The organism is Psychrobacillus sp. FSL H8-0487 (assembly GCF_038008385.1).
GTDB lineage: Bacteria > Bacillota > Bacilli > Bacillales_A > Planococcaceae > Psychrobacillus > Psychrobacillus psychrotolerans.
This window is the reverse complement of the sequence record NZ_JBBOZA010000001.1, coordinates 2,107,298-2,125,006: the sequence shown is the minus strand read 5'-3', so window position 1 is coordinate 2,125,006 and position 17,709 is coordinate 2,107,298. Positions and strand designations below refer to the sequence as shown.

At 32.7% G+C, this 17,709-nt stretch carries 23 protein-coding genes; all 23 read left to right on the top strand.

What is annotated here, in order from left to right; translation table 11 throughout:
- Positions 1-9 precede the first annotated feature (9 nt).
- Complete coding sequence (locus MHI47_RS10820) at positions 10-873, top strand: hypothetical protein (RefSeq protein ID WP_340830813.1); 864 nt, start codon at positions 10-12, stop codon at positions 871-873.
- Entirely contained in the window at positions 863-1,624 is a 762-nt protein-coding gene (locus MHI47_RS10815; protein WP_340830812.1) for a class I SAM-dependent methyltransferase, read from the top strand. The genes MHI47_RS10820 and MHI47_RS10815 overlap by 11 nt, the downstream gene beginning before the upstream one ends.
- Positions 1,625-1,721: 97 nt before the next feature.
- Positions 1,722-2,462, top strand: a complete 741-nt coding sequence (locus tag MHI47_RS10810; RefSeq protein WP_340830811.1) for a metallophosphoesterase family protein — start codon at positions 1,722-1,724, stop codon at positions 2,460-2,462.
- An 80-nt stretch (positions 2,463-2,542) separates the two neighbouring features.
- On the top strand, positions 2,543-3,502 hold the full coding sequence (locus MHI47_RS10805) for an MBL fold metallo-hydrolase (protein ID WP_340830810.1): 960 nt from the start codon (positions 2,543-2,545) through the stop codon (positions 3,500-3,502).
- Positions 3,503-3,539: 37 nt separating this feature from the next.
- The gene (locus tag MHI47_RS10800) at positions 3,540-4,271 is read left to right on the top strand and encodes a class I SAM-dependent methyltransferase (RefSeq protein ID WP_340769511.1); all 732 of its coding nucleotides are present in this window, start codon (positions 3,540-3,542) and stop codon (positions 4,269-4,271) included.
- A gap of 453 nt (positions 4,272-4,724) precedes the next feature.
- The gene (locus MHI47_RS10795; protein WP_340769510.1) at positions 4,725-5,285 is read left to right on the top strand and encodes an AAA family ATPase; all 561 of its coding nucleotides are present in this window, start codon (positions 4,725-4,727) and stop codon (positions 5,283-5,285) included.
- Positions 5,286-5,456: 171 nt separating this feature from the next.
- Positions 5,457-5,747, top strand: coding sequence for a DNA-binding protein (locus tag MHI47_RS10790; protein WP_340830809.1), 291 nt, complete (start codon positions 5,457-5,459; stop codon positions 5,745-5,747).
- Positions 5,748-5,870: 123 nt separating this feature from the next.
- Positions 5,871-6,311: an NUDIX hydrolase gene (locus MHI47_RS10785; protein ID WP_175496334.1), complete on the top strand. Its 441-nt coding sequence runs from the start codon at positions 5,871-5,873 to the stop codon at positions 6,309-6,311.
- A gap of 133 nt (positions 6,312-6,444) precedes the next feature.
- Entirely contained in the window at positions 6,445-7,218 is a 774-nt protein-coding gene (locus MHI47_RS10780; protein ID WP_093538474.1) for a GNAT family N-acetyltransferase, read from the top strand.
- A gap of 118 nt (positions 7,219-7,336) precedes the next feature.
- Complete coding sequence (locus tag MHI47_RS10775) at positions 7,337-7,930, top strand: DUF2441 domain-containing protein (protein WP_340830808.1); 594 nt, start codon at positions 7,337-7,339, stop codon at positions 7,928-7,930.
- A 214-nt stretch (positions 7,931-8,144) separates the two neighbouring features.
- Entirely contained in the window at positions 8,145-8,432 is a 288-nt protein-coding gene (locus MHI47_RS20205; protein WP_445678294.1) for a TIGR04104 family putative zinc finger protein, read from the top strand.
- A 163-nt stretch (positions 8,433-8,595) separates the two neighbouring features.
- A complete protein-coding gene (locus MHI47_RS10770) occupies positions 8,596-9,459 on the top strand; it encodes a nucleotidyltransferase domain-containing protein (RefSeq protein WP_340830807.1) in 864 nt (287 codons plus the stop codon).
- A gap of 53 nt (positions 9,460-9,512) precedes the next feature.
- The gene (locus tag MHI47_RS10765) at positions 9,513-10,217 is read left to right on the top strand and encodes a DUF5694 domain-containing protein (RefSeq protein WP_340830806.1); all 705 of its coding nucleotides are present in this window, start codon (positions 9,513-9,515) and stop codon (positions 10,215-10,217) included.
- Between the two features lie 31 nt (positions 10,218-10,248).
- Positions 10,249-10,680 (top strand): hypothetical protein, encoded by a 432-nt coding sequence (locus MHI47_RS10760; RefSeq protein ID WP_340830804.1) that lies wholly within the window; start codon positions 10,249-10,251, stop codon positions 10,678-10,680.
- 399 nt (positions 10,681-11,079) lie between these two features.
- Complete coding sequence (locus tag MHI47_RS10755) at positions 11,080-11,439, top strand: hypothetical protein (RefSeq protein ID WP_340830803.1); 360 nt, start codon at positions 11,080-11,082, stop codon at positions 11,437-11,439.
- Between the two features lie 69 nt (positions 11,440-11,508).
- Positions 11,509-12,219 carry a response regulator transcription factor gene (locus MHI47_RS10750; RefSeq protein ID WP_340830801.1) on the top strand — a complete coding sequence of 237 codons (711 nt, stop codon included), beginning with the start codon at positions 11,509-11,511 and terminating at the stop codon, positions 12,217-12,219.
- The gene (locus MHI47_RS10745) at positions 12,216-13,151 is read left to right on the top strand and encodes a sensor histidine kinase (RefSeq protein WP_340830799.1); all 936 of its coding nucleotides are present in this window, start codon (positions 12,216-12,218) and stop codon (positions 13,149-13,151) included. The genes MHI47_RS10750 and MHI47_RS10745 overlap by 4 nt, the downstream gene beginning before the upstream one ends.
- A gap of 107 nt (positions 13,152-13,258) precedes the next feature.
- Entirely contained in the window at positions 13,259-14,182 is a 924-nt protein-coding gene (locus tag MHI47_RS10740) for an ABC transporter ATP-binding protein (RefSeq protein WP_340830796.1), read from the top strand.
- On the top strand, positions 14,175-14,864 hold the full coding sequence (locus MHI47_RS10735) for an ABC transporter permease (RefSeq protein ID WP_340830794.1): 690 nt from the start codon (positions 14,175-14,177) through the stop codon (positions 14,862-14,864). Before MHI47_RS10740 ends, MHI47_RS10735 begins: the two co-directional genes overlap by 8 nt.
- 149 nt (positions 14,865-15,013) lie before the next feature.
- Positions 15,014-15,328, top strand: coding sequence for an ArsR/SmtB family transcription factor (locus tag MHI47_RS10730; RefSeq protein ID WP_340830793.1), 315 nt, complete (start codon positions 15,014-15,016; stop codon positions 15,326-15,328).
- 87 nt (positions 15,329-15,415) lie between these two features.
- Complete coding sequence (locus tag MHI47_RS10725) at positions 15,416-15,844, top strand: DMT family transporter (RefSeq protein ID WP_340762501.1); 429 nt, start codon at positions 15,416-15,418, stop codon at positions 15,842-15,844.
- A gap of 12 nt (positions 15,845-15,856) precedes the next feature.
- Positions 15,857-16,321 carry a DMT family transporter gene (locus MHI47_RS10720; RefSeq protein ID WP_340830792.1) on the top strand — a complete coding sequence of 155 codons (465 nt, stop codon included), beginning with the start codon at positions 15,857-15,859 and terminating at the stop codon, positions 16,319-16,321.
- A gap of 509 nt (positions 16,322-16,830) precedes the next feature.
- Complete coding sequence (locus MHI47_RS10715) at positions 16,831-17,544, top strand: hypothetical protein (RefSeq protein ID WP_340830791.1); 714 nt, start codon at positions 16,831-16,833, stop codon at positions 17,542-17,544.
- Positions 17,545-17,709 lie beyond the last annotated feature (165 nt).

The following is a 17,709-nucleotide window of genomic DNA, read 5'->3' as shown; positions in this document are numbered from 1 at the left end:
ATACGTAGTTTGAAAATAATAGATACTGTCCCTTATTTTTTCACAAACTATGAAGCTACAACCCAATCTTTACGTGAGTACTTTGCCGCATTTCCAGAAATCTTTGAGGAGTATTTCACTAGACATTGTAAAAATACCGAGGAAAGACATGTGCAATCAATTGAAAAGTATCCACAGCATTTCAATGCGATCAAAGAAGTACATGAAAGTATTCAAACAATTATTCAAGAAATTGCAGAAGCGTATAACAAAAAATATAATATATCATTCCCCGTTGATATTAATTTGATCATTGGAGGATTTGGGTCGAATGCGTACACCTATCAACAGATAATACCAAATATTACGTTTGCATTAGAAAAACTTTCCCCCAATCCAGATCATTTACGCGTAATTGTTGCTCATGAATTTGGGCATCTTGCTCAAAATATTATATCGGATAATCGGGGAATGGATTGGTCCAAGGTACAATGGACAAATCCGCTTAATTGGCTTTACAGAGAGGGAATTGCAACCGATTTATCAAGGCAGGTAGTAGATCTTATGCATCCTTCTATCTATTTTTCTTATAATGATGAAGGGAAAGACTGGTATGATTTTGCTCAAGCAAACACTACAAAGATTAAACAAGCATTTAACGAAGATTACAAAGTATTGACTACAGAAGAAATATTTCATGAATGGTTCTCTATTAATGGCGGTCGAAAATTTGGATATAATAGATTGGCCTATTTTTTAGGTGATCTTTTCGTTCGAAAATACAAGGGGAAACATGGAGAAATAGCTACTATTACTGCTTGGAGGAATTCGGGATTTGAAGTGAATATAGCACAGTGGTTGTCTCAAGAGGGAGAAGATATATATGTCGAATAATCTAGAAGAATACAATGATCCTATTTCATATGATATAGAAAATGACGCCTATATGGGAGAACTGAAAATGCTTGAGGAATGGGCCATCAAACAGGGGGGACCAGTACTAGATTTGGCATGCGGGACGGGAAGAATAACGATTCCTTTAGCGCAAAAGGGACATAACATGATTGGTATAGACATACATGCAGGAATGCTTGAACTTGCGAAGAAAAAAGCAGATCAAGCAAATATACAAATTCAATGGTTGGAGCAAGATTGTACAATGCTTCAATTAGATCAAAAAAGCCCATTAATATATATGGTGGGGAACTCATTTCAACATTTCCATACTAATGCACAACAAAACCTTGTCCTAAAATCTATACATAATCTTTTAGAACAAGAAGGCATTTTTATATTTGGAACGAGATTTCCGAATGCGGAAGAATTACTGCAACCAACTACAGAAGAGTATTGGAAAACTTACACAGATACCCTGTCAAATAAAATAGTAAATGCGTATACAATCAGTAATTATGACCCGTTAGAACAAATTCAGCACTATACAACCATAAGAAAGTTTATGGATGATAACCATGTGGCAGAAGAGAGAAAAACAAATATTAGCTTGAGGTATACATATCCAAAGGAAATGGAACGACTGCTTATCGAAAACGGATTAGATATATTGCATGCCTATGGAAATTGGGAAGGCTCCCCCCTAATTAGAGAGAGTAATGAAATGATTTATATATGTAGAAAAATATAAAATGTACAGGGCAGTTAATATAAATAATCTAAAAGATTGTGTATCAACCTGGAAATTAATCAGCGGTATAAGACTGTAATGGAGGGGAGAAATTAGTTTGTCTAAAATAGCTATTATTTCAGATATTCATGGTAATTTAACTGCGTTAGAATCGGTGCTAAAGGATATTGAAAACCGGGGTGTGAATCAAATATTTTGTTTAGGAGACTTGGTCGGTAAAGGTCCGCGTGGTTCGGCATGTATTGAACTTGTTAGAAAGCATTGTGATGAAGTCATTTATGGGAATTGGGATGTGTTTATCCAAGAAGAGACGGATAATGAAATTATTAAATGGTCACAAAGTCAGCTAACAGAAGAGGATTTTAACTACTTGGCCTCCTTACCTTTCCATCTTGAATTTGAGCTAAATGGCAAGATGATACGTTGTTTTCATGCATCACCAAGAAGTGTTTTTGAACGAATTGCACCCGAATATCATTCATTAGCAGAGTGTTTGTCTCTTTTTGAAAATAGTGAAGAAACCAACTCACATCATTCGAAGCGTACTCCAGATATTGTGTTTTATGGAGATATTCATCTAACTTTATTAAGAAGTTATGAAATCGGTACCCTTTGTAATGTAGGAAGTGTGGGTTTAGATTTAGTTGATGCTACTTATGTTATTGTGGATGGTTCGCATGGAACTAATTCGATTAATTTTGTACGAGTTCCTTATGACAGAGAAGCAGAGCTTATGGCTGCAAGAGAACTAGGAATGGTAGGTTATGAGCAATATTATAAAGAGATTATGTATGATCAATTTATCAAAACGAAAAATAATGAAGGGAGTGGTGGGTGAAAGTATAGTGGTCTGCATTTGTCGTAAACCAACAGTAAACAAATGGAGATGAATAATATAGATTAAGGAGGAAACAGTATTTGACTAAAGTAGCAGAAACTGATTTTTTTATATTGAATTGTTTAAACGAAGGAGTTTATGCAGCTATCGCAAAACCTGGAAAAGGGGCATGGAGTAATGCAGGTTTTGTTGATTTAGGTGAAGAAGTGTTAGTTTTTGATTCTTTTTCAACCCCATCAGCTGGATTTGAATTAAGAAGATATGCTGAAAATATTACAGGAAAAAGGGTAAAGTATTTAATTAATAGTCATTATCATGGTGATCATGTTTTTGGCAATCAAGCATTTGAAGACACTACTATCATTTCTACTTCACTTACCAAGAAGTTGTTTATGGAAAAAAACGTGATCGGTAATTTAGAAAATGAGATTGACGAGACGAAAAAATATCTGAATAATCTTAAATTCCAAATAGAAAATAGTCAAGAACAAATAATACAAGATAGTTTGACCAATCAGTTTAACGAAATGTCAATGGTACTAGTTGACTTACCTCGATTGAAATTAGTTTTACCTACCGTTATTTTTGAAGAAAGACTCATTGTTGAAGGTTCTAAGAGGAAGGTCGAATTGCATTGTTTAGGTGGAGGTCATACCCCAAGCGATACGTTTATGTATTTGCCAGAAGAGAAGATTGTATTTATGGGAGATTTAGTTACCGAGAATCTACACTTACCGATTTTTAATCCGGATGAATACATATCTATCCTAAACCAGGTGAAAGAAATGGATATCATAACTTTCGTTCCAGGACACGGAAATATAGGGAATAGAGAACAATTGATATCCTTAGAACGTTATATTTTATTTTTAATTAACAGCTCACTAAGTGCGTTAGAAAATAATCATACAATTGATACATATGTTTCAGGCTTTATTACACCAAAAGAATGGACCGAGTGGAAAGGTGTAAATGGTATAAAGAATAATCTGACGAGTATATATAATTTTTATTCAAAAGCTAATTCAACTAAAGAATAATTTTATTGGGAAGTTGGAAAAGAAGGGGTGAGGTTTTTTGGAGTATAAAGGATCTAGCGTATACGATCAAACAGATTTTTTAAAAAATTACATGACTAGAAGAAACAGAAGCGATAGCCCAAATAATGCCATTGAAGGACCAATTATGTATGAGTTAATCGGGAGCTTTCAAGAAAGTAGCATCTTAGACTTAGGGTGTGGTGATGCATCTTTTGGTAAAGAACTTTTACAGTTAGGAGCAAAAAACTACACAGGAATAGAAGGTTCGAAACAAATGGTGGAAGTGGCACGCTCTAACATACTGAAACAAAACGGGACCATACACTTGGAAACAATGGAATCTTATAATTATCCACAAGAGGCATTCGACCTTGTAACATCTCGATTTGCCATTCATTACGTTTCAGACATAAATAGTCTTTTTCAAGAAGTTCACAAAACACTTAAAGAAAACGGAAAATTTGTTTTTAGTATCCAGCATCCACTTACAACTTCATCTTTTGCTAGTAAGGAATCTGGTGATAAACGCGGTAACTGGATTGTCGATGACTACTTCCATGAGGGAGAAAGAAAAGAGCCGTGGATCGACCAAATAGTAGTTAAGTATCATCGAACAATCGAACATTATTTTATGGCACTTAAACAAGCGGGCTTTTCAGTTCTAGATTTACGTGAAGGTACACCCAAGCGTGAAGATTTTAGTAGTGAAGATGAATTTATGAGGAGACACCGTATTCCCATCGTCCTTGCTTTTTCTTGTGTAAAGTAAATTAACGCATTGATTATCCTCCTAATCCCGTCATGAAAATCAATGTGAACTTAACTAAAACAGGAGGATGTGAATGTACATTTTAATCATCGGTTTTTTTATTCTCTTTCTTATCTCAACAACCATAGGACTTCTTATGATGTTCAAGTTTAGAGAGAAAAATAAATATAATGTGATAACTGGAACTATTGGGTTAGGAACAGGAGTTTTTTGTTTAATAGCTAGCATATTATTTTATTTCAATAATATATAAGGATATTAAAAGAAGCAGACCAGGAAAACTTAAAGGCAAACTAATAAAAAATCTATTGAATACATTAAGTGCAGTGCCAACTATAAAATAACTAACCAAAAATTAAGTATTGGCAGTTCCTTGTATGCATTGAAAATGACTTTTATATAACGATAGAGATTAAAATTCGAAAAGGATAAATACTTTTGGAGGAAAATACGATGAAAAAGTTTGTTTTTATATTTGGACCCCAAGCAGTTGGAAAAATGTCGGTAGGTCAAGAATTAGCTAAGGAAACAGGTTTAAAGCTATTTCATAACCATATGACAATTGACTTATTGGAGCCACTCTTTGGATTTAGTACGGAAATGTGGAAATTAACACATCTATTTAGGCGGGAAATATTTAAGTCATTTTCAAAAAGTGATAGTTATGGAATGATTTTTACTAAGATATGGTATTTTGATAAAAAAGAAGATTGGGATGAAATAGAAAATATGTGTCAAATAGTAGCATCAGAGGGAGCTGATATTTATTTTGTAGAATTAGAAGCTAAAGTAGAGGAAAGGTTAATACGAAATAAGTCTACTCATAGGCTTGAACATAAGCCAACTAAAAGAAATATTAAACAATCGGAACAACATTTATTAGAGACTATGGAAAGTAGTAGACTGAATTCAAAAACAAATGAAATCAAGAGAGAAAATTATATCAGAATAGATAATACAGATTTGAGTCCGGAAAAAGTTGCTCAATTAATAAAACAAAATTTTCAATTGTAATGTTCATAGATTTTTATGAAAATAACTAAAACTACATAAAAATATAGGTTCAATATTTAAAGCAAGTCTGCGTTCTTAGAACATAACGTGTGGAAAAGAGTAAGAAAAAAAGAAGCATTATTAATAGATTTAGGTAGCTAAAAGTTAGACATATATTTAGGAGGAGAAACGATGACTTGGTCTTTTATTTGGTTAGCCGCAGGAATTGCTGTTGCGGGATATTTTATTGGAGATGGGTTAAAGAACTTTAAAAATCCAGATGCGAAAAACTTTATTGATTCCTTAGATGAAGGTGATGAACATGAATTGATTAAAGAAAATGATGTGCATTATTTTATGGGTATATCGAAAGAAGATGCTAAGTCATTAATCCAAGAGCATTCGGATATCCCACATCTTGTTATAAATAGCCAAGTATACTATCCGAAAGGGAAATTACGAAAATGGTTATTGGATGTGTGATAGTGAATTTCCTCAGTTAAATTTATTGAATCTGTGCCTTAAATGGATGTGAAGAGTAGTGTTTAACTTATGTTCGACACTCATATGGTATGTAGGATTTACAAAGAATAGGAGGCAATGACTTTGGAACAAAACACGTCGTCTGTTTACACACCACCTAAACATTTTCTTTCAGCAGCAACCATTGTGCTCAACGACCACAAGGAAATTCTGCTTATTAAAGGTCCTATGAGGGGTTGGGAAATGCCTGGTGGAATAGTTGAAGAAGGTGAGTCTCTGACAGATGCTGCAATAAGGGAAACTAAAGAGGAGTCAGGAATTGATATTGAAGTTGTAAAATTCTGCGGAGTTTTTCAAAATGTGAATAAGTCCATTTGCAATACTCTTTTTTTAGCCAAGCCAACTGGTGGCATCTTAACTACTTCTCCGGAAAGTTTAGAAGTGGGGTTTTTCCCTATCGAGCAGGCTTTGAAAATGATAACTATTGAAAATTTTAGACAAAGAATAGAATACTGTCTTGATAGTAGCAAACATCCATTTTGTGTGGAATTTGAAAATCTGTGAAAATTGGTAATCTCATATGATTCAATCACTAATACACAATCGAGCAATTTAAGCATCTCTATTCTTAAACTGACATCACCATAATATAGTCACATAAATTTTAGTAATATAATTTGAGAAAGTGGGAAATTGAATGATTTATGAAGCCGATGTTCATGTAAGGGAAAAGTTATTACCTATGTTTAATAATATGGATAGCACTATTGTTCTTTCATATCTCCAAGGACATATGGGAACTGCTTGGGTTGATGATCTTGAGAATCCAACGGTTGCGCAGATAACTGTCGGTATTTTTGTATACTTTGCAGGAGACCCTAATACAGAAGCAGCAGAAGAATTACTAAATAATCTATCTGATTTCAGTCTTGTAATTGTCGATACGGACGAGTGGAAAAGTCGTATAGAAACTGTTCACATAGGAAAAATTGAAAAGTTTGATCGGTATAGATTTGAAAAGAACCCAGTACATTTAGATAGGACACATTTACAGAATCTATTGTCTACATTACCAGAAGGCTACGAAATAAAGAAAGTGGACAAAAAAATAGTAAATGCGCCTACTTTCCACGAAGTTTCCGAGGACTTTGTGAGTCAGTTTAATTCTATTGATGATTTTATAGACAGAGGGATCGGATATGCTATTTTACATGATGGAAAAATTGTTTCGGCAGCAACTTCTTTTAGTATATATGACGAAGGTATAGAGATTGAAATAGCTACAAATTCTGATTATCGAAAGAAAGGTTTAGCGACTATTGTAGCCTCTGCCTTGATATTGGATTGTCTAGATAAAGGAAAGTATGCTAGTTGGGATGGAGCCAACCCTGAGTCAGTTAAATTAGCAGAAAAGCTAGGGTACATATTGAAAGAATCGTATGATACATATTTCATTAATAATACAAAGTAGTTTTTCGAGAAGTTTACTTTAGATAATGTGACTCAAGATACGAAAAAGGGTTGCTAAGGCAACTCTTTTTTTATAGATTGAGGGCTAGTACATTTAGATGAGAGATAGGAGTGCGATTATGATAGAGAATGAACTGTATGTTTATCACATTGTCACAAGGAAAAAAATGAGTTTAGGACAAATTATTAACTTTGATAAGAACCAAAGGAATACCTTATATAGTTTCTTTTTTGAAAAGGAGCAATTAAATTCTAAAGGAGAGGACTTTTTTCATATCTTACATGAACATTATTCAAGTGAAGGAATGTCTTTGAATACCGAAGATGCCAATGTTGCTATTAAGTATGCCGGCCAGACGATAAGAGCTATTAGAGAAGTGATAGTAGAAATGGTAAGACTTCAAGAATATCCAGAATACCCTTCTAGAATGTCTTGTTTATATGCTACAAAAAAATATGAAGACGTATTGAAATGGAAAGAATTATTTATTTCCTTTGATCGAAAGGTTTTGCAGATTGTTAAGCTTCGAGTTATTGGAAATTCTTTTGAAGGTGATGGAAATCTCCTACCAAAGGAGGATGGAGTTCCTTTTTCACGAAAAATAGAACAAGCAAGAGAATATTGGAGGGGAAATATGAACAATGAGTTACCAGAACTCTTAATAGACGGAGAAATAGAAGTGGTTGAAATCATAGATGATTTTACTGTATAACACCCATATTGTTTGAATATGGCTAACTCTTAAGGGACTAATGAATTAGCTCATTTAAAAGAGGTATTATTGAAAGTGTGTTGAAATAAGTAATATGTAATTGAATTCTGATTTTTTGATGGATAAGGCGTGATTTTACCGTGATAACCAAAGGAAAGAAGTTGATTAAGGAACTCTAGAGTAAAATAGGTTAATAATAGAAAGGAATTATATTATGCAAAAGTGTAATAACTGCAACTTTCCGTTTAAATGGGGCAAAATTTACAAATCTATCATGTGGTTTTACAAGCCAATTCAATGTGAACAATGTGGGACTGCTCATACGATATCTTTTTCCTCAAGATTTCTAGCATCTTTTATGGTACTTCCAATACCAATTTTCGGTCTAATTTTGTCGCCCTCTGAAAATGAATATATAAATGTTTTAATAGGTATTTGCATTAGTTTTGCATGCTCATTATTAATACCATATTTCGCTAGATATGAGATTGTGAAAACCTAAAAGGCAATGATTTATAGTCTACATATTGAGCTATTAATACATTTCTATGCCCTGTTCGACCAAAGTAGCTGCTTATTTGAATAATATTTTTTTGTTTTTACTAATTTTTATAATATTAAATATATTTAATATTTTATAGGGGAATAGGAGCTGTTTATTAGGGATGGAATTTATAAGTAGACATTTAGCTAGAGATTTATCATTGCCAAGACATCGTGATAGCCTCCTGGCAAATGCTTTAAAAGATTTAACATCAGACTCTAATGTGCTGGCTATTTATCTAGCGGGTTCTTTGGCTAGGGGAAACTATGATAATTATTCCGATATTGATATACATATAATAGTTACCCCTGAGAGGAAAGCTGATTATATAAAGGATAAACGTCATAGAGCAAAAAAATGGGGGGAAGTGCTGTTTTATGAAGACTTTAATCCTTCTTCGCCGGTAGTAGTTACTCATTATGATTCCTTTATAAAAGTAGATAGCTGGTATCATTCGCCTGCAGAAGTTGTAGCTTCCATCTGGTTAAAAGGGTATAAAGTTCTCTATGATCCAAATAATATTATTAACAAAACCATCAAGGAATCATCATACGAGGTATATAAACCGTCATCTGACGAAGTTATTTTTTGGAGAGGAAAACTTCTTGCTTTCATACATGAAATATACAGATCGGTAATGAGGGGAGAAATATATTACGCTTTATCTAATTTAGATAGAGTACGATGGCTAGTTGTTTATGGATGGTATTTGGAGATGGAGGAACATTTAGATAGTGCATACGGTGTTTGGTCAAAAATAGAGGGGGAAAGAAGTAAATTAAATGAAAAACAGTTAGCTATTTTAGAAAGCTGGGATTGTGGACGTTATCCGGATCAAATTATGAAAACAATGGTTAGTATGGTTCCAGAAATCCTTCGACTAAATAAATATCTAAGTAATCAAGTTAATATCGAAGAAAATGAAAACCATATTAAAAAAATTATAGAGATGGCAGTACCTTATAACTTACCCAAAAGCGATTAGTTTGCTTTACATACATTAATAAGTAATATCCTAACCAAAAAGGAGTGGTATTAGTGAAAGAGAATAGGCCAAGTGTTTTAGTACTTGGAACTTTTCATATGAGTGAATACGAAGAACTACATTCACATAAACGACAAGAGGAAATGGAAGAACTAATCAATCAAGTAGTGAAGTTCAAACCAACTAAAATAGCAGTTGAAATGGTAGCCGATATGAACGATAGTTTAAATATTAAATATAAACAGTACAGATTTGGGAATTATAACCTAGAGATGAACGAGATATACCAAGTGGGCTTTCGCATAGCTACAAGATTTGCGCATGAACAGCTCTATGCAGTAGATTGGATGGGTAAAGCTGATCTGAGTTATGTTGAAATGGAGAAGTGGTTAAAAGAAAACCAACCCGAACTTTACAAGGAAATATTTGAAGGGTTATATTTTCCGGAATTTACGACTAATAAAAGTGTCATGGATTATTATAGAGAACTCAATGAACCTTCCTGGTTAAATCAATTACATAAGGTGTATTTAAATATGTCACGTATTGGAGACTTCGAAAATTATATTGGTATGCAATGGTTGAGTTGGTGGTACAAACGAAATTTAATTATTTATTCTAATTTAACTCGTTTAGTACATTCAGGAGAAGAGAGGATATTATTGATTGTTGGGTGTTCTCATAGCTCTATCATTACAAAGTTCCTGGAAGAAAGTGAAGCTTTTAAGATCGAAAACCCTTTGGATTATCTTTCTTAAAGGAAAAGAGTAGAAAGTGAGTGGTGTGAATATGCTTGATCGAAAATTATTTGCTGCATTTTTTACTTCGGTAATTTGCTATTTCATTGTGCCGCTCTTTTTCGATTATTCTTCTGAATCTTATTTTGTTATAGGATTGTCTGTGAGCATTGTTACAGTACCGATACTTTTCGTGGTGGGTATACTTTCTTCGTTAGTATATGAATCATTTAACTTTAGTAAAAATATTGGTTTGTCTTATTTAATACATTTAGGATGTGCCGTACTTTGTGCATTCCTTTTTTCATTAACAGCTACAGGAGTATTGTTTATTGCTATACTTATCTCATTTGTTTACGCAACAATCTTTTTCATTATCGATAATCTAAGTAGATATATAGAAGGGCTAGCAAAGAACAGTGAGGGCAAATTAAAAAGGGCTGTTGATATTTCAACTCAAGATGGAGATTCAAGAAAAGACTAGTAGGCGGTGGCTTTATGTTTAAGAAAAGTATTGAATACTCTTTAATGTATTTTGTAGTATCTACTCTTTGGCAATTAGTTGTAAATGGTGAAATTAGATGGATAGATAATATTATGATTTGTATTATTATTTTTCTGATTTTAATGATTTATGAGTGGTCGAAAAAACCTTATAATTGGAATAAGGGTAAACAATGAATAATTTTTTTGAATTTAATGGCAGTTTTTAGTTATTTATAAGAGGTTAAAGGAATATGAAATAATTTGTAGAATATTATCTATAATGATTAAATAATGTAATCGTGCGTATTAGAGAAGACAACTCTAATACGCTTATTTATTGAGGATGAGTTCCCCTTAAGTTTTGGACTTAGAAAGTATACGGTGGGAGGGATTAATAATGACAACGTATAATAAAGCATTCAGACTTATTATAAAGAAAAACTTTATGCTACTAATCATATCTATTGCCTTGTTGGTGGTCACATTGGGATTTTGGGTAGGAATTCCTGTTTTTGTAATTGGGAATATACTTTCTAAGTTTAATATTCCTGTTTTCATTCATATTGTTTGTATATCGATTTCAGTAGGTTTATTTTTTTCCTTATATTTTATTCCATTCCATTTTAAAGTTGCTCATTTAGTTGGGGAGATGAAAAATGAAAGTACCATAAAAGCATTCAGTCGTTTGCAGCTGGTATTTGTACTATTAAGTGCAACAGCATTTTATGTAATAATTAATGTAGTTCTTGTTCTATAAGGGAAGTAATTTACTCGATATTTGGTATTCTGATAAATAGTAAAAAATATATACGATGGGGATGGTATTTTGAATAATAATATTTTGATAGTAGAGGACGATCATTATATCAGCAATATGATTAATGAGACTTTAACAAAACAAGGCTACAACGTAACTGCAGTTTTTGATGGAGAAGAAGCATTAAAAGTATCAGATTCGCACAACTTTGTTCTAATTATACTTGATCTGATGCTCCCTAAAATAGATGGAATGGAATGTTTGAAAATCATTAGAATGAAGAGTATGGTTCCCATTCTAATCATGTCTGCAAAGGGCGAGGATGTAGACAAAGCACTCGGACTTGGATTTGGTGCAGATGATTATATATCAAAACCGTTTTCCATCATTGAGTTAGTTGCAAGGGTCAATGCGATTATTAGAAGACAAGCCCACTATACGAAAGTTTCTGATCTAAATAGTGAATCTAGCAATGAAATAATTACAATTGGCGATTTGACCGTTGATATGAATAACTTTTCTGTAAAAAAAAATAATGTCGATTTAAAGCTAACTTTAAAAGAGTTTAGTATTTTAAAACTGTTTATAAGCAAACCTAACCAAGTTTTTACTAAAGCTCAAGTTTATAGCCTAGTTTGGCAAGATGACTATTACGGTGATGAAAATATTATCAATGTACATATAAGACGCCTTAGAGAAAAAATTGAAGATGAACCTTCTAAGCCCAAATATATCAAGACATTATGGGGGATTGGTTATAAATTAGGGGAGGTAACATGACTTATTTAACACTAATATTATTAGTAATTTCTATATTTTTTAATATATACTTCCTGCGAAGTCGCTCAAAAAAGAAGAATGACATCATTTACATGGAAAAGAAGCTACAAAAAATTACTTCTGACAAAACCGATGAAAAACTGATGCTATACACGAGTGATAAACAGATTCAATCTCTATTAATACAAATAAATAGCCTATTAGAACATAATCAGAAAACAGTCGCGGATTTTCATGGGGTAGAAAGATCGATGAGAAAGATGCTCTCAAACGTTTCTCATGATTTAAAAACTCCTCTAACAGTTATTCTTGGTTATATAGAAATTATATTAAATGATAAAACAATTAGTCCTGTAAAAATGAATTCATTACTCCAAACAATTAATTTGAAAACAGTGGAAGTACTCGATTTAATTTCTCGTTTTTTTGAACTTGTTAAAATTGAATCTGAGGACAGTAACTATGAAAACTCCAAAATTGATTTAAATGAGGTTTGTCGGAAAGTAATACTAGAATACTATGAAATACTTACCACAAAAGAATTCGAAGTGTCTGTTGAAATCCCTGAAGAGTCAACGTATGTCTGGGGAAATATAGAAGCAATTGAACGTATACTTAATAACTTAATTTCAAATTCGATTAATTACGGAGCAGAAGGTAAAATGATAGGTCTTAAACTTACAAGTTTAGGTGATTGTGCATACATAGAAGTCTCTGATAAAGGTAAAGGGATTAGCGAGCACGATAAAGATCGTGTATTTGAAAGGCTTTATACAATGGAGGATTCTAGAAATAAACTCTATCAGGGTAGTGGAATAGGATTGACGATTACAAAAAGATTAGTGGAACAAATGAACGGAACTATATCTGTAAAAAGTATCCCATTTCAACAGACAACCTTTACTATCCAATTAAAACGATTGTCTTTTTAATAGGTTGTTTGAATCCGTACATAGCAACTTAAGATTTTTGTAAGAAACGAGTAAGAAAAAAGAGATTTTCCATGTTTACAATAGAAAATAAGAGAAGGAGGGGAAACATGACCTATATTATTCAAACAAATCATCTAACAAAAGATTTTCAAGGCAAAGCAGTCGTTTCCAATGTGAATCTGCATGTAAAAAAGGGAGAAATTTATGGCTTCTTAGGTCCCAACGGTGCTGGTAAAACGACCATCATGCGAATGATTATGAATTTGATCAAACCAACTAGTGGCGAGGTAGTCATTTTTGATGAAAAATTGACATCATCATCTTATGAGATACTAAAACGAATGGGAAGTATTATTGAGTATCCTATTTTTTATGATCAGTTAACAGCCGTTGAAAATTTAGAGCTACACTGTGAATATATGGGCTACTATAACAAAAATGCCATTAAGTCGGCTTTAGATTTAGTGAAGCTGAAAGAATATGAAGGAAAGGCCGTAAAGGATTTTTCGTTAGGTATGAAGCAGCGACTTGGAGTAGCTAGAGCTATTGTAACGAAACCTGAAATTCTAATTTTAGATGAGCCTATAAATGGACTAGATCCGGAAGGTATTAAGGAATTTCGAAACCTTTTTCAAATGTTAAGTAAGGATTATGGAATGACATTGTTAATATCCAGTCACATCCTAGGGGAGATTGAGCAGATTGCTAATACAATAGGGGTGATTAAAAATGGAAAGCTTATAGAGGAAGTATCAAGGGATCAGATTAGACTTCAAAATACCGAGTATATCGAGCTAAAAACTAATGATGTTAAAAAGGCTGCATTTGTAATCAATGAAAATCTGAGTATTTCTAACTTCAAAGTACTAGATGATTCCACAATACGTATTTACAACTTAGAAATACACCCAGGTGAAATAGCCAAAAAACTCGTGTTAAGTGGTGTATTAGTAGAATCTATTAACAAAAAAGACAATACGTTAGAAGACTATTTTTTAAAGCTGATCAATGGAGGCGTAATCCATGATTAAACTTATTAACTTGGAGATAAAGAAGTTCAAATTGATGAAATATTGGAAAGGTGTGCTCGGAGCTAATCTGGGGTTCATTATATTTATCGGTATGGTTTATTTTTTGAATAAGGTCGAAGAAGAAATACCTTTTGATAATTTTGAAATGGCTTCAACTATTATTTCTGCAGTTGTAAGTGCAACTTTCATCATTTTCGCATCGGTGATCCTTGCAAAGTTAGTAATTGATGAATACAAAAATAAATCAATCGACTTAATGTTTACGTATCCTATCAGTAGAAAGAAAATTATGTCCGCAAAACTAATAATTGTAATGGTGTTTACCTTTATGACCGTATTGTTTTCGACACTATTTTTGAATGGACTTGTCTATATAATGGATGTCACTTTTGATATTTTGCCAGGAGATATTAGTATACAAGAGCTCATTAATAGCGTGTGGAAAAGCTTTTTCATTGCTTTCGCTGCTGCAGGCTTAAGTCTTATCCCATTACTAATTGGGATGTTGCGAAAATCTTCATCAGCCACAATAGTCTCTTCCATATTTTTAGTGACATTGACAAGTTCGGTAAGTAATAACTTCACATTCTCTTCAGTCATGACAGTTTCCATTTCACTAGCTTTGTTAGGAATAATTATAGGTTGGCTATCCATTAGAAATGTAGAAAAAACAGATTTATAATAACTTAGAAATACAAACAGTACGTTAAAGTCAATAAGAGTTATTATATAGGAAAATTAGCTTGGATAAGTATTTCCATGCTATATTTTCCTGTTTTTATTTTTGCATAGTGATTTGACATATCGAGAAAAATCGATATACTATTTCTTATGGATTATATTGATGTATTTAAAGCATTATCTAACGAAACACGTCTTAATATTTTACAGTGGTTAAAAGAACCAGAGAAGCATTTCCCTAAACAAGGCGCTCACATACCAAAGGAGGTTAGCTTTAAAGGCGGAGTATGTGTAGGGGACATACAAGAAAAAGCCAAAGTTTCTCAATCTACGGTATCTCACTACTTAAACTTAATGCAGAAAGTAGGTTTGCTGGAATCTGTTCGTTATGGTCAGTGGACTTATTATAGAAGAGACGAAGAAGGCATTCATCAGTTAGCTGAATATTTTAGAACGGAAATCTAAGTTAATCTGATTTTCGTTATTTTTTTCTTTTTAATATCGATAATTCTAGATATCTAAATACAACGAAACGTTCGGAGGAGTTAAAATATGCGTTATATTGCATATATATTTGCGTTATTTGCAGGAGTAGCCCTTAGCTTTGAAGGTGCTATTTATGCTGAGCTAGGTAAAAACATAGGGAAGCTAGAAACCAGTTTTTATAATTTTTTTATGGGTTCGATTATTCTTGGCTTACTATGGATATTTTTTGGTAAAGGTAAAATTTCACATGTAGTTGAAGCGCCAAAATGGACTCTTCTGGGTGGTGCATTAGGAGTGGTATATTTAACAGCTATTGTCATTAGTGTTCCGTTTGTTGGTGTTGGAATAACGATGGTTGCCGTTATTCTAGGTCAATTATTAATGAGTATGATTATTGAGCATTATGGTTGGCTCGGAAGTAAGAAAGCCAAAATTAATAAGGAAAAAATATTTGCTGTGATATCAATGGTTATCGCGCTTATTTTAGTTAACTAGGAGGTTTAAAAATTGAGTATATTTATGATTCTTTTTACTTTACTTGGTGGGATCACATTGAGTGCACAATCAGCTATAAATGGTACATTTAGCCGGAAAGCAGGAACAATTGAAACAACTTTCCTAACCTTTTTAACTGGTTCTATGTTTTTAGCTATCCTTATTCTCTTCTTTGGACAAGGAGATATATTTGCCATCTTCAAAGCACCTGTTTGGCAATTAAGTGCGGTATTTTTAGGTGTATTATTTCTTTTGTTTAACGTCTTTGCAGTTCAAAAAATAGGAGTTATTGCAACCAGTATTACTGTTATCACAGGACAACTAATGATTGGGGTTGTAATTGACCATTTTGGTTGGTTTAACAGTTTGATCATTACACTTGATATGAAACGTTCGTTAGCTTTACTGTTTATGATTATTGCCTTATATTTTATCTATAAAGGAAATAAACGCTCTCATGAAGAGGCAACTGAATAGTAACTTACTAAATAAAAGTGTCCCAACTATTGCTAATGTTGGAACACTTTTTATTTATATTCTTAATGAACCAGGCTGCTGAGTATTTTAGTTTTTTAGTATTTTCTAAAATTAGGACATGTAGAAGGAGGATATTCATTTGCATTCAAGATAAAATATAATTGATATTATCTGGACCATGCTGATTTTCGGAATTACCTTGATTTTCATCATAAATCTATTAATCGTTTGGGGTTTATTCAAAAGTAAAAGGAACAATTAAATCATATAGAAGAAAAGTTGTAGGGGTGAATTAGTTTCAATCGAGGTAATAAATTATTTCCATTGGTATTTATCAAGATATGACTCACTTTCTAACTGGTGATGAAGCTATTGAAAACTATAGAATAACTGAAATTCTCTATAATCGCTGCAGGTTGGTTAAAGAAGGTATAATTTAAGATTTCTAAATATTTTAAGATTTGTAACTTATATTAAAGATAAGGATCTAATAATTAGGAGGTGTTATGATGAAAATTTTTAAAAAAATGATATTTATTTCAGTATTTGCTATGTTTCTATCTGCTTGTAGTAACTCCATATCTCTTAAAGGCTGTCCTGATGCAGAAATTGAATGGGTGGATATGCTGATGATTGATGATATAAAATACGAGCATCATTTTCCAGAACCAGCGAATGAAAATCTTCCTATAACGATTGAAAAAGGCAGAGAAATTGGTAAGGTGAAATATGAGATGGCTGATAGTGCATGTAGTAATCACAAGATGCAAAATGGTGATGCGGCGTTTTTAAAAGAAGAAACAATCATTTATGAAATAAAAGGATATCCGACTTCCTTGGTAGTTGCTGCAAATGATGTTGTATATGTAGCCAATACAAATAAAAAAGCGAAAACGGCAGGAGAACTTTACCCTATGGATAAGTTGGTGAAGAATATCTATATTCAAAGCACCGAAGATGGCAAGAGAATGCATACATTCTCACAGTCTTCTAAGGATAAGTTCCTTGCCACATTTGATGATTTGAAATTAGAGGATGTACAGTCATTAATAGATGAAGGAAAGCTAGAAGGTACTCGTCTATTTTTAGAGATTGAACTTAATAACGGTGTTTCATTTAGGCTACTTTACTGGGGTGATTTCAATACATTTCATATAGGAGCAATTGGGAACGATGAAATAAAGGAAATAATTAACGATGAAGTAACAAATCTAGGTAAATAATTTCCTTAAATATAATGAATATGGCTACTATCATGAGTTGATTGAAGAAGCTATTATAAAGACGTTCAGAGACTGGGAAATAATGGGGCATGGGCATAAAGACTTAGCAATACACTTTACAGAAGAATTTTAAGCATTACTTATAAGAACAAATTGAATTTAATG